Annotated in this window: 8 protein-coding genes and 1 pseudogene; 6 read left to right on the top strand and 3 right to left on the bottom strand. The window is 46.6% G+C overall.

What is annotated here, in order from left to right:
- Positions 1-15 precede the first annotated feature (15 nt).
- On the bottom strand, positions 16-2,445 hold the full coding sequence (gene topA, locus ASG33_RS17115; RefSeq protein ID WP_056287793.1) for a type I DNA topoisomerase: 2,430 nt from the start codon (positions 2,443-2,445) through the stop codon (positions 16-18).
- Between the two features lie 329 nt (positions 2,446-2,774).
- Here topA and ASG33_RS17120 point away from each other — a divergent pair, with 329 nt between their 5' ends.
- The 5 genes and pseudogenes from ASG33_RS17120 to ASG33_RS17135 form a co-directional block, all read left to right on the top strand.
- Positions 2,775-5,546, top strand: a complete 2,772-nt coding sequence (locus ASG33_RS17120) for a bifunctional aconitate hydratase 2/2-methylisocitrate dehydratase (RefSeq protein ID WP_056287795.1) — start codon at positions 2,775-2,777, stop codon at positions 5,544-5,546.
- A gap of 55 nt (positions 5,547-5,601) precedes the next feature.
- Positions 5,602-7,869: an aconitate hydratase gene (locus ASG33_RS17125; RefSeq protein ID WP_056287798.1), complete on the top strand. Its 2,268-nt coding sequence runs from the start codon at positions 5,602-5,604 to the stop codon at positions 7,867-7,869.
- A gap of 303 nt (positions 7,870-8,172) precedes the next feature.
- Complete coding sequence (locus ASG33_RS26290) at positions 8,173-8,421, top strand: helix-turn-helix domain-containing protein (RefSeq protein WP_056287800.1); 249 nt, start codon at positions 8,173-8,175, stop codon at positions 8,419-8,421.
- 18 nt (positions 8,422-8,439) lie between these two features.
- Positions 8,440-8,691 carry a hypothetical protein gene (locus ASG33_RS26295; protein ID WP_409012536.1) on the top strand — a complete coding sequence of 84 codons (252 nt, stop codon included), beginning with the start codon at positions 8,440-8,442 and terminating at the stop codon, positions 8,689-8,691.
- Positions 8,679-9,500: pseudogene (locus ASG33_RS17135) on the top strand (IS3 family transposase); the annotation flags it as partial. The gene ASG33_RS26295 and the pseudogene ASG33_RS17135, both read left to right, overlap by 13 nt.
- A gap of 158 nt (positions 9,501-9,658) precedes the next feature.
- Here ASG33_RS17135 and lspA read toward each other — a convergent pair.
- A complete protein-coding gene (lspA, locus tag ASG33_RS17140; RefSeq protein WP_056287804.1) occupies positions 9,659-10,171 on the bottom strand; it encodes a signal peptidase II in 513 nt (170 codons plus the stop codon).
- Positions 10,171-10,860 (bottom strand): DUF1080 domain-containing protein, encoded by a 690-nt coding sequence (locus tag ASG33_RS17145; protein ID WP_409012537.1) that lies wholly within the window; start codon positions 10,858-10,860, stop codon positions 10,171-10,173. The genes lspA and ASG33_RS17145 overlap by 1 nt, the downstream gene beginning before the upstream one ends.
- Before the next feature lie 139 nt (positions 10,861-10,999).
- Here ASG33_RS17145 and ASG33_RS17150 point away from each other — a divergent pair, with 139 nt between their 5' ends.
- Complete coding sequence (locus ASG33_RS17150; RefSeq protein WP_056287807.1) at positions 11,000-12,820, top strand: M61 family metallopeptidase; 1,821 nt, start codon at positions 11,000-11,002, stop codon at positions 12,818-12,820.

Genomic DNA, 12,820 nt, shown 5'->3' on the forward strand with positions numbered 1-12,820 from the left:
TCAGCTGAAATGCTTTTATGAAGCCTTTTTGGTTGCCTTTTTTGCCGCGGGCTTTTTCTCAGCTGTCGCTTTTTTGGCGGCTGGCTTCTTTTCTGCGGCTGGCTTTTTCTCTGCTGCTGCTTTCGGTGCTGCCTTTTTGAATCCTCGCCCGGCGGGTTTGTCAGGCGTTTCAGCGGCCAGCTTCACGATCTCTTCGTAGGTCAATGCAGCCGGATCTGTTCCTTTCGGGATTTTTACATTCTTTTTGCCAAATGCAATATATGGTCCGTACTTCCCATTCAGTACTTTGCAATCCGGGTCTTCTGAAAACTCCTTGATGGTGCGGCTGCTATCCTGCAAGCGTTTCTGGATGATGATTTCAACCAGCCTGTCTTCCGTCACTGCCATTGGATCGTCGGTTTTCAGCAGCGAGTAGTATCTACCATCGTGCTTCACGTATGGGCCGAACTTTCCGATGTTCACGATCAGTTCTTTGTCCTCATATAATCCCACTGTGCGCGGCAGTTTGAACAGTTCAAAAGCTTCATCCAGCGTAATTGTTTCCATCAACTGGCCCTTTTGCAGACTGGCAAACTTCGGCTTTTCTTCATCTTCCACATCGCCTATCTGTACATAAGGCCCGTATTTACCAATGCGAACGGATACCTTTTTACCGGTGGCCGGATCTTCACCCAGATCGCGGGAGGTCAGGCTTTTATCAATCGCCTCTTCACGTGCCTCAGCTACTTTTTTCTGAAATGGCGTGTAAAAGTTCTTGATCATCTGACGCCACGCGAGCTGTCCTTCGGCAATATGGTCGAAGTCCTTTTCGACGCTCGCAGTGAAAGAATAATCGATAATATCCTGGAAGTGGCTTACCAGGAAGTCATTTACGACCATTCCGGTGCTGGTTGGAAAAAGCTTGGCTTTTTCAGAACCGTATATTTCTTTATTTACCTTGCTTTTGATCTGGTTAGCGGCAAGTGTAAACTCCTTAAACTCTCTTTCTGTACCCGGCCTGTCTTCCTTCACAATGTACTCTCTTTTCAGGATAGTCGAGATCGTAGGTGCGTAGGTGGACGGGCGACCGATGCCCATTTCTTCCAGCTTCTTAACAAGGCTTGCTTCGGTATATCTCGGCGGGTTGCGCGTAAAACGCTCCGTTGCCTTCATATCTGCCAGGTTCAGCTTTTGCCCGATGTTCAATGGAGGCAGCATTCCTTTTTGTTCCTCGTCACCTTCCTCGTCGCTGGATTCCATATATACTTTCAGGAAACCTTCGAATTTAATCACCTCACCCTGCGCCACCAGCTCTTCCGACGTACTTGAAATACCGATCGTAGCCGTAGTACGTTCAAGTTGCGCGTCCGACATCTGGGATGCGATTGCCCGCTTCCAGATCAGCTCGTAAAGGCGCTGCTCGTTGCGGTCGCTGCTCCCCGACAAGGTTGAAAAATCAGTTGGGCGAATAGCTTCGTGCGCTTCCTGCGCCGATTCTGATTTGGTCTTGAAAATCCTCTTATTATAGTACTCCGGTCCGTATTCCTTTGTGATCTGCTGACGCGCTTTTTCCAAAGCTTCTTCCGATAAGTTGGTAGAGTCGGTACGCATGTAGGAGATCTTACCAGCTTCATACAGCCGCTGTGCAACTGTCATCGTCTGTGCAACTGAAAAGCTGAGCTTTCTTGAAGCTTCCTGTTGTAATGTAGAAGTAGTAAATGGGGGAGCCGGTGTTTTTTTAGCTGGTTTTACTTCAAGGTTTTTGATCGAAAATTCTGCGCCAATGCATCTTTCGAGAAATTTGACGGCGTCTTCTTCGGTAGAAAAGCTTTTGGGAAGTTCTGCATTGAGCACCTTGCCGTTTCCGAGGTCAAAGTGGGCAGTTATCTTGTAGCTGTTCTTTGTTCTGAATGCATCTATTTCACGCTCTCTTTCAACAATGATCCGCACTGCAACAGACTGCACACGTCCCGCCGAAAGGTTCGATTTCCCAATTCTGATTTTTTTCCAAAGTACCGGTGAAAGCTCGTATCCTACAAGCCTGTCGAGTATCCTTCGTGCCTGTTGCGCATCAACAAGGTCAGCGTCAATGACACGCGGTTTTGCGATGGCATTCTGCAATGCAGTTTTGGTAATCTCCCTGAACACGATACGTTTAGTGTCATCAGGCAGGCCAAGTGCTTCTTTTAAATGCCATGAAATTGCTTCTCCTTCGCGGTCATCATCCGTTGCCAGCCACACTTCTGCGTCTTTGGCCAGCTTTTTCAGCTCGGAAATGACTTTGACTTTGTCCGACGAAATCTCGTAAGATGGTTGAAATTCATGCTCAACATCCACGCCCATATCATGTTCGGGAAGGTCGCGGACGTGTCCGAAACTGGACTTGACCGTGAAATCCTGCCCTAAATAACTTTCAATGGTTTTGGCCTTCGCCGGTGACTCTACGATCACCAGATTTTTCGACATAGTTTTGGATTTAAGGAATCTGGTAGCACTTTGAACGTCCAAATATAGGGTACAATCAAACAAAAAATCAAAGTTGCAGGAAAAGGAGGGGCAAAATATAGGGGTAGGAGTGAAGCAATCCTGTCAGATGTTTTAAATAACGAATGAATTAAAGAGACGGTGAGAACAAAAAGAAATGGAGCCGGGTTATCAATATGTACCAGTAGTATATAATAATGCTAAATAGCAGCGAAAATCGCTTGACGCCCCTGCGTATATTGGGTAAATTCGTACTTTCGCCCGTTTTATTAAGCATCATATACTGCCTTTAACATTGAAAAGATTTCATCATGAATATCTATCAGGATTACATTAAAGAGATTGAAGAAAGAAAAACCCTGGGGCTTCATCCGAAGCCGATTGATGGCGCAGAATTGCTGGGAGAGATCATCGCCCAGATCAAAGATTCAGAAAATGAGCACCGCGCTGATTCACTTAACTTTTTTATTTACAACACATTACCGGGTACCACGAGTGCAGCTGGCGTAAAAGCCAGGTTCTTGAAAGAGATCATTCTCGGAGAATCCATGGTTGCGGAGATATCACCTGTATTTGCATTTGAGCTGCTGTCGCACATGAAAGGCGGGCCGTCTATCGGTGTGTTGCTCGACCTTGCATTGGGTGAAGACCTGTTTATTGCAAAACAAGCTGCCGAGGTACTGAAAACGCAGGTTTACCTGTACGATGCGGACACAGACCGTTTGAAAGATGCTTTCAAAAGCGGTAGTGAGATTGCAAGAGAAATCCTGGAAAGCTACGCGAAAGCCGAGTTTTTTACCAAACTTCCCGAAGTACCGGAAGAAATCAAGATCGTAACGTTTATTGCGGGCGAGGGCGACATTTCAACGGATTTGCTTTCTCCGGGAAACCAGGCGCATTCACGTTCTGACCGTGAGCTGCATGGCCAATGCATGATCACACCACAAGCTCAGCGTGAGATCAAAGCATTGCAGGCAGAGCACCCGGACAAGAGCGTGATGCTGATCGCCGAAAAAGGTACCATGGGCGTTGGTTCATCCAGGATGTCGGGTGTGAACAACGTGGCGCTTTGGACCGGCAAGCAGGCCAGCCCGTATGTTCCGTTTGTCAATATTGCTCCGATCGTGGGCGGTACCAATGGTATCTCTCCGATATTCCTGACTACGGTTGACGTGACAGGAGGTATTGGTATTGACCTGAAAAACTGGGTGAAGAAAGTGGACGAGAATGGCAATGTGGTTCGCAACGAGAACAATGACCCTATTCTGGAAGAAGTCTACTCGGTAGCTACCGGCACTGTTCTGACCATTAATACAAAAACAAAGAAACTTTATAATGGTGATCAGGAGCTGATTGATATTTCAAAAGCACTTACGCCTCAGAAAAAGGAATTTATCCGCGCCGGAGGATCTTACGCCATTGTATTTGGTAAAAAGATCCAGACCGTAGCGGCTAAGATATTGGGAATTGAACCTACGCCGGTATTCGCTCCTTCAAAGGAAATTTCGAATGAAGGACAAGGTTTGACTGCCGTTGAAAAGATATTCAACAGAAATGCGGTGGGTACTACTCCGGGTAAAGTGCTGCACGCCGGTTCTGATGTTCGTGTGGAAGTAAATATCGTGGGATCGCAGGATACTACGGGATTGATGACGGCACAGGAGCTTGAATCAATGGCGGCGACAACGATATCTCCGATTGTAGATGGAGCCTACCAGTCCGGCTGCCACACCGCATCGGTATGGGATAAGAAAGCGCAGGCGAATATTCCTAAGCTGATGAAGTTTATGAATGACTTCGGCCTGATTACTGCCCGCGACCCGAAAGGTGAATACCACTCGATGACCGACGTAATCCATAAGGTACTGAACGACATTACCGTGGACGAATGGGCGATCATCATCGGTGGTGATTCTCATACAAGGATGTCGAAAGGTGTTGCATTTGGAGCTGATTCGGGAACTGTGGCGATTGCGCTGGCTACCGGCGAAGTTTCCATGCCGATCCCTGAATCAGTGAAAGTGACATTCAAGGGAGAAATGAAGGAGCACATGGACTTCCGCGACGTGGTTCATGCCACACAGGCGCAAATGCTTCAGAAGTTTGGCGGCGAGAACGTATTCCAGGGCCGGATTATCGAAGTGCACCTTGGCACATTACCAGCTGACCAGGCATTTACGTTTACAGACTGGACTGCAGAGATGAAAGCGAAAGCCTCTATCTGTATCTCGGAAGACGATACTTTGATCGAATCACTGGAAATAGCGAAAAACAGGATCCAGATTATGATCGACAAGGGAATGGAGAACCACAAGCAGGTTTTACAGGGATTGATCAACAAAGCGGATAAACGCATTGCGGAGATCAAGTCAGGTGAGAAGCCGGCACTGGTGCCCGACGCGAATGCGAAATATTACGCGGAAGTGGAAATCGACCTTGACGCGATTATTGAACCGATGATTGCAGATCCGGATGTGAATAATAAGGATGTATCGAAAAGATATACCCACGATACAATCCGCCCGATTTCTTTCTACGGAGATGACAAAAAGGTTGACCTTGGATTTGTCGGTTCCTGCATGGTGCATAAGGGTGATTTGAAGATTGTTTCTCAAATGCTCAGAAACCTGGAAGAGCAGCAAGGCAAAGTTGAGTTTAATGCACCACTCGTGGTAGCAGCGCCTACTTATAATATTATCGAAGAATTGAAAAAAGAAGGGGACTGGGATGTATTGCAGAAATACTCCGGGTTCGAATTCGACGACAATGCACCGAAAGTTGCGGCGCGTACAGAGTATGAAAATATGATGTACCTGGAACGTCCGGGCTGTAACCTTTGCATGGGTAACCAGGAAAAGGCGGCGAAAGGCGATACGGTACTGGCGACGTCAACGCGTCTGTTCCAGGGAAGGGTTGTTGAGGATTCAGAACGTAAGAAAGGAGAGTCACTGCTTGCTTCCACGCCGGTGGTTGTGCTATCTGCAATCCTGGGCCGCATTCCGAATGTGGATGAATATAAGGCAGCAGTTGTGGGTATTGACCTCACCAAATTTGCGCCTCCGGTGAAGCAGTTGAGCAGATAACATTTGTGGTACAATTGTTGAGAACTGTGAATGTATAAGCAATAATATAAGAGATATGGCATTTGACTTGGATATGATTAAGGGCGTTTACGCCCGCATGGAAGAAAGAGTAGAAGCTGCCCGTAAAGTTGTAGGGCGGCCTTTGACTTTGGCAGAGAAGATTTTGTACTCTCATTTGTGGGAGGGAACGCCTTCTCAGAGCTACGAGCGAGGGAAGTCTTATGTGGACTTTGCTCCCGATCGCGTAGCAATGCAGGACGCAACTGCCCAAATGGCCCTTTTACAATTTATGCAGGCCGGAAGGCCACAGGTAGCAGTTCCCTCTACTGTACACTGCGATCACCTGATCCAGGCGGAAGTAGGCGCTACACAGGATTTGAAGAATGCGGTTGACAAGAACAAGGAAGTTTACGATTTCCTGTCCTCTGTTTCCAATAAATACGGATTAGGTTTCTGGCGCGCTGGTGCGGGTATTATCCACCAGGTGGTACTTGAAAACTATGCATTTCCGGGTGGTATGATGATCGGTACGGATTCTCACACACCTAATGCAGGTGGATTGGGAATGATCGCGATTGGCGTCGGTGGTGCCGATGCTTCGGATGTAATGTCCGGACTTGCCTGGGAATTGAAAATGCCGCGCCTGATCGGTGTGAAGCTGACCGGAAAACTGAGCGGCTGGACAGCTGCGAAAGACGTGATCCTCTGGGTTGCGGGTCAGCTGACTGTAAAAGGCGGTACCGGATACGTTGTAGAATATTTCGGAGATGGTGCAGAAAGCATTTCAGCTACAGGAAAAGCAACGATCTGTAATATGGGAGCCGAGATTGGCGCTACCACTTCGATTTTCGCTTACGACAGAAGAAGTGCCGCGTACCTTCGTGCTACCGAAAGAGCTGATGTTGCTGACGCTGCCGATGCAGTTCAACAGCATTTGCGTTCTGATGATGATGTTTATGCAAATCCAGCCAACTATTATGATCAGCTGATCGAGCTTGATCTGTCTACGCTGGAACCGCATATCAATGGACCATTTACGCCGGATCTGGCCTGGCCTCTTTCTAAGTTCGCGACTGCGGTAAAGGAAAATGGCTGGCCTGAGGTACTCTCCGTTGGACTTATCGGATCGTGCACCAATTCTTCCTATGAAGATGTAAGCCGCGCGGCTTCGCTTGCACAGCAGGCTGTTGACAAAAAGCTCAAAGTAAGTTCCGAATATACAATCACGCCGGGTTCAGAGCTGGTTCGCTATACAGTGGACCGCGATGGTTACCTGGATACATTTGCGCAGATCGGCGGTGTGGTTCTTGCAAACGCTTGCGGGCCTTGTATCGGTCAATGGGCGCGCCACGGTGCTGAGAAAGGGGAGAAAAATTCCATTATCACGTCATTTAACAGGAACTTCTCAAAACGTGCCGATGGTAACCCCAATACGCACTCTTTCGTAGCTTCACCTGAAATTGTAACTGCTATGGCGATCGCAGGTCGCCTTACTTTTGATCCCCGCACCGATAAACTGGTGAATACAAACGGAGAAGAAGTGATGCTGGACGAACCAAGCGGACTGGAACTGCCGATCAAAGGTTATGCGGTGGAGGATGCAGGCTACCAGGCACCGGCAGAGGACCCGAGCCAGGTACAAGTGCTGGTAAGTCCGACCTCAGACCGTTTGCAATTGCTTGCTCCATTCCCTGAATGGGAAGGAACAGATCTGAAAGGATTGAAGCTGTTGATCAAAGCAAAAGGTAAATGTACAACTGACCATATTTCAATGGCAGGTCCGTGGTTGAAATACCGTGGCCATCTTGACAATATCTCCAATAACATGCTGATTGGCGCGGTTAACTACTTCAATGAGAAAACCAATGAAGTAAAAAACCAGCTAAGTAACCAGTATAGCGAAGTACCCGCAGTTCAGCGCGACTATAAAGCGCACGGAATCGGTACGATCGTTGTTGGTGATGAGAACTATGGTGAAGGTTCGTCCCGCGAGCACGCAGCAATGGAGCCTCGTTTCCTGGGAGTTCGTGCAATTTTGACAAAATCATTTGCCCGTATCCACGAAACAAACCTGAAAAAACAAGGTATGCTTGCATTGACTTTCGCGAACAATGCCGATTACGACAAGATCCAGGAGGACGATACCATTGATATCACAGGACTGGAAACGTTCACCGAAGGCCAGCCACTAACAATCGTGCTGCATCATAATGATGGTACCACCGACGAATTCCCGGTGAACCACACTTACAATGAGCAACAGATCGAATGGTTTAAAGCAGGCTCAGCTCTGAATATCATTCGCAAGTCAGTGGGAGCATAAAAAGAAGTTCCAAAAGTAAAAAAGTCGCGCAGATATCTGCACTGCCCCCAAAAAGTTAGACACTTCTTGGGGGCATTTTTATGGGTAAAAACAGAAAACATAGTGTAGAGTTCAGGCTGATGGTTGTGAAAGCTTNATAAGGAGATACAACTGACCGTACATAGATCGAATGGTTTAAAGCAGGCTCAGCTCTGAATATCATTCGCAAGTCAGTGGGAGCATAAAAAGAAGTTCCAAAAGTAAAAAGAGGCTGTCTCAAATGCACTGCCCCCAAAAAGTTAGACACTTCTTGGGGGCATTTTTATGGGTAAAAACAGAAAACATAGTGTAGAGTTCAGGCTGATGGTTGTGAAAGCTTATAAAGCGGGAGGTGGTATCAATGAATTGGCCAGGCGCTTTGGGATTGCCAGGTCTTGTATACAGAAATGGGTGGGCCATTACGAGCAGTTCGGCGGTTCAAGCCTTTTGCCCCGGTACGGGCGCGTTTACACAAAAGAATTTAAGCAACAAGTCGTGTATGCTTATCAAAAGCAGGGTTTATCTTTGAATTAGTGCTGCTTCAAATTTCAAATACCCAGTGTAAGTACTTTACATGTCTGGACCAAGCAGTATGAGCAGTTTGGTATAGATGGTTTTAGTACGGCCCGTGGCAGGCCAAGGTCTATGAAAAACAAACCCAAGATCATTAAAACATACGGTCCATTGACCCGACTAGAGGAGCTCGAAAACGAGAACCTTCGCCTAAGGGCAGAAAATGACTTGCTAAAAAAGCTGGATGCCTTAATCCGGCAGAAGGAAGCTGCGCAAAAGAGAAAGCGTTGACAATCCATGGGTTAAGGCAGAAATATCCGCTTGAATTGCTTTTGGAGCTCTTTGAAATGCCCAGGAGTAATTTTTACTATCATATCAAAAATAGCGCTCAGGCCAGCAAGTACCAGGACGCAAAAAAGCAGATCAGGCAAGTTTACGACCGGCATATGGGAAGGTTCGGCTACCGTCGCATTACTATTACTATCAGGAAGATGGGCAGCAGCCTCAACCACAAAACGGTTTTAAAGCTGATGAAGACTATGGGCCTAAAATCGTTAATCCGTCTCAAAAGGTACCGTTCTTACAAAGGCCAGATAGGCAGGGTTGCGCCCAACATTCTCAACAGGGATTTTAAATCTGTAAAACCATTACAGAAATGGGCAACGGATGTTTCTGAGTTCAGGGTGAAAGACAAAAAACTTTTTCTRTCCCCTATCATTGATCTGTTTAACGGAGAAATCATTAAGCAAGTCATACAAATGCTCAAAACTGCATTTAAAAAGATAAATAAGCCAGAAAACCTGGTGCTACATTCGGATCAGGGCTGGCAATACCAAATGAGCGAATATCAAAAAATGCTCAAATCAAAAGGCATCACYCAAAGTATGTCCAGAAAAGGTAATTGCCTGGACAACGCTATTATWGAAAATTTCTTTGGAACAATTAAATCAGAGTTGTTCTACCTGAACAAATACCAAAGCATCGATGAGCTCAAAAAAGACATCAAAGATTACATTCACTATTACAACAACGACAGGATCAGACTCAATCTAAATGGAATGAGCCCGGCACAATACCGGGCTCATCACACTRATCGTTAAGTTCTAAACTCGTCCAACTTTTGGGGTTCAGTCCAGTCGGCAATCGGCGTTTTTTTATTCGACTCTATATAAAAGTGTACTTCAACAGCTAAAAGCCAATAGCTAACTGCCAACAGCCCCACATCAAAAAGCCGACAGCCGACAGCTGAAGTAAAACCTCACCCCAACATCCTCTCCCTCTGCCTGCTATACGATTGATACAAAAAGATAAACATTCCTGTCATAATAGACACGTCTGCCATGTTGAAAATGCCGGTTTGTACGAAGCCCAGGTTGATATGCATAAAATCGGTTACTGATCCGTGGATCATGCGGTCGTAGATGTTGCCGATACCGCCTCCGATTGCAAAGCTCAATGCCAGTCCGCTGAGCAGGGTCAGGTTTCTTTTTGTAAGTATATAATAGACGCCAAAAAGCAGTGCGATCAATGGAATAACTGAAAGTACGATCAGCTTGATAGTGGCGGGCAAGTTGCTGCCAATGCTCAGAAATGCGCCAGAATTTTCCACATAGGTAATGACGAAATAGTCTTTGATTACGCGCCGCGTCTCGTAGAAACCCACGTTTTTGCGGATTACTTCTTTGGAGATCTGGTCGCAGCCAATGTTGGCGACAAGAATCAGCAAAATGACTGTATTTCTAAAAACCCTGTTGGTACTGAATTTTGACATTATTTTGACAACGTTTTGATAGGAGTGACCATCACATCCCTGAATTCAACCTCTGCACCTTCTGATTGCAGCGCAATCTGCCCCTTTTGTGCTGTGGCATTGTATCCATAATTTACCATAACACCATTGAGCCACACTTTGATCGAGTTTTTCACACACTCGATCCGCATTGTGTTCCATTCGCCAAGCGGCTTTTCTGTTCCGTCAGTCAGGTTGGGAATGCGGCGGAGCTTATCTCCGTTAACGCCCCATTTCTCTTTGGGGCCGCGTCGCTTCTCCATATCGGGAACCGTAATATCTTCCTGAATACACCAGAAATCTCCTGCATTTTGATGCATCATCTGAATTTCAATGGATTTTGGGAACATATCGTACAAGTCGCGCGGCTTGGATACAAATACCAGTGCACCACAGTTGCCAGGCTTGCCTACAAAGCGGTACTGGTAAGTAAAACGAAAGTTTTCATATTGATCGTCTGTGATCAAATGTCCACCCGGCGTTCCTAAACTCACCAGATTTCCATTCCTGATCAGAAAAGGTGATTTTACATCCGGGTTTTTGTCCATTTCCGGAACGTCCGCGTGCCACCCTTTCAAATCCTTGCCGTTGAACATTGCTTTCGACTGACTAAAACTATTTTGTGAGATCAAGAGGGAGAGGGCAAGAGCTGGCGCCAGCAGAATTTTCATCATTTCAGGATGTTTTTAGGTTTAAGTAGAATTGAGATGGAAAAATTAAGTAATTAAAATCTGAATGCATTCAGGAGATTGTAAAATATGGAAGTTATGGTATAAATTGAAGGTCTTTGTTAAAGCAACTTTCTGATCTATGAATAAAAAATTACTTTCTCTCCTGACCTTGCAGCTCATTGCATGGAATGCCTTTTCACAAAAACTTTCCTACGATGTCTCGTTTCCCAACCTGGTTCACCATGAAGCCAATATCCGGCTCAGCGTGTCAGATGTAGCCCAAAAGGAACTGACTTTCAGAATGAGCCGGTCGTCGCCAGGCAGGTATGCCACCCACGAGTACGGCAAGAACGTGTACGATGTGAAAGCGACCGACAAATCCGGGAAAGCACTGCCGGTGCAGCGGATCGACGGTGATGTTTACAAGGTTTCAGGAATCAGCGGTTTTGCGCGGGTTGAATATACCCTTTACGCCAACCACGCAGACGGAACCTACGCCGGGCTGGATCCTTCGAGCGTGCACCTGAATATGCCGGCTACATTCATGTGGGTCAAAGAGCTGCAAAATGCGCCTGTTGAAGTTAAGTTCAATTTGCCACAGGATTCCAAATGGACCATCGCTACACAGTTAGTAAAGGGTAAAGAGCCAAATTCATTTACAGCGCCGGGCTTGCAATACTTCATGGATTCGCCTACAAAGATCGGAAAGCTGATCTGGAAAGAATGGACACTTGACAATGCGGGAGGTAAGCAGTCCAGGTTCAGGCTGGCACTCGAAGCCAATGCAAGTGACTCTCTTGCAAGCAGTTTTGCCAATAAGGTGAAGAAGGTAACGCAGGAGGCGAAAATGGTTTTTGGTGAATATCCTGTTTTCGACTCTCCGGAATATACTTTTCTCGCAAGCATTAATCCGTATGTGAGAGGCGACGGTATGGAGCACCGCAACAGTACGATGATCAGCATTCCGGTGGCATTCAATGGATCGGATAATTTGCTCGGCGTATTTTCACACGAATTTTTCCATACCTGGAATGTGGAGCGTATCCGGCCTAAAACGCTGGAACCTTTCAATTTCGAGAAAAGTAATATGAGCTTCGAACTTTGGTTTGCGGAGGGATTCACACAATATTACGGCGACCTGATTCTCGCCCGCGCAGGTTTCGATCCATTGAGTGACTATTGTCAGACACTTACTTTTCTGGTAAATACCAAAGAAAATACAGCAGGTGCAAAGCGGATATCTCCCGTGGAAGCAAGCTGCATGGCGGTATTTGTGGACGCAGGTGTGGCTGTTGACAAAACCAATTATCCCAATTTTTACACTTCCTACTATCCTTACGGCGCTTCCATTGCATTGGCGCTGGATCTGGAATTGAGGTCAAGAGGATTGAACCTGGATGATTTTATGAAAATGGTTTGGGCCAAGCACGGAAAGCCGGAGATACCCTACGTGGTCTCTGATCTTGAAGCGGTGCTTGCGGCCTACTCCAAAGATCAGCGTTTCGCAGCAGACTTCTTCCGGAAGTATGTCAACGGACACGAATCCATGGATTACGCGCCATTGCTGGCAAAGGCAGGTTTGACATTGAAAAAGCAGTCAGAAGGGCAAGCCTGGATCGGGGATATGCGGTATAAGGATGATAGTGAGCTCACGATTACCAGTAACACATTGATCGGCTCGCCGCTTTACGCAGCCGGGCTGGATGTGGATGATCAGATTTTGAAAATCGAAGGCAAGGCAGTTGGTTCTCAGAATGAGCTGGGCAACATCCTGAAAGCGCATAAGCCAGGAGACAAACTCAATGTAGAATACAAGCACAGGGAAGAAACAAAAATGACAGAAATCACACTGGCTGAAAACCCACGACTGCTTGTTGTTACCAATGAAACAGTCGGCAAGCCTGTTACGCCCGAAATGCAACAGTTCAGAAATGCCTGGCTGAGCAGCAAGATCAGGTAG

Source organism: Dyadobacter sp. Leaf189 (assembly GCF_001424405.1).
In the GTDB taxonomy this organism is placed as follows: domain Bacteria; phylum Bacteroidota; class Bacteroidia; order Cytophagales; family Spirosomataceae; genus Dyadobacter.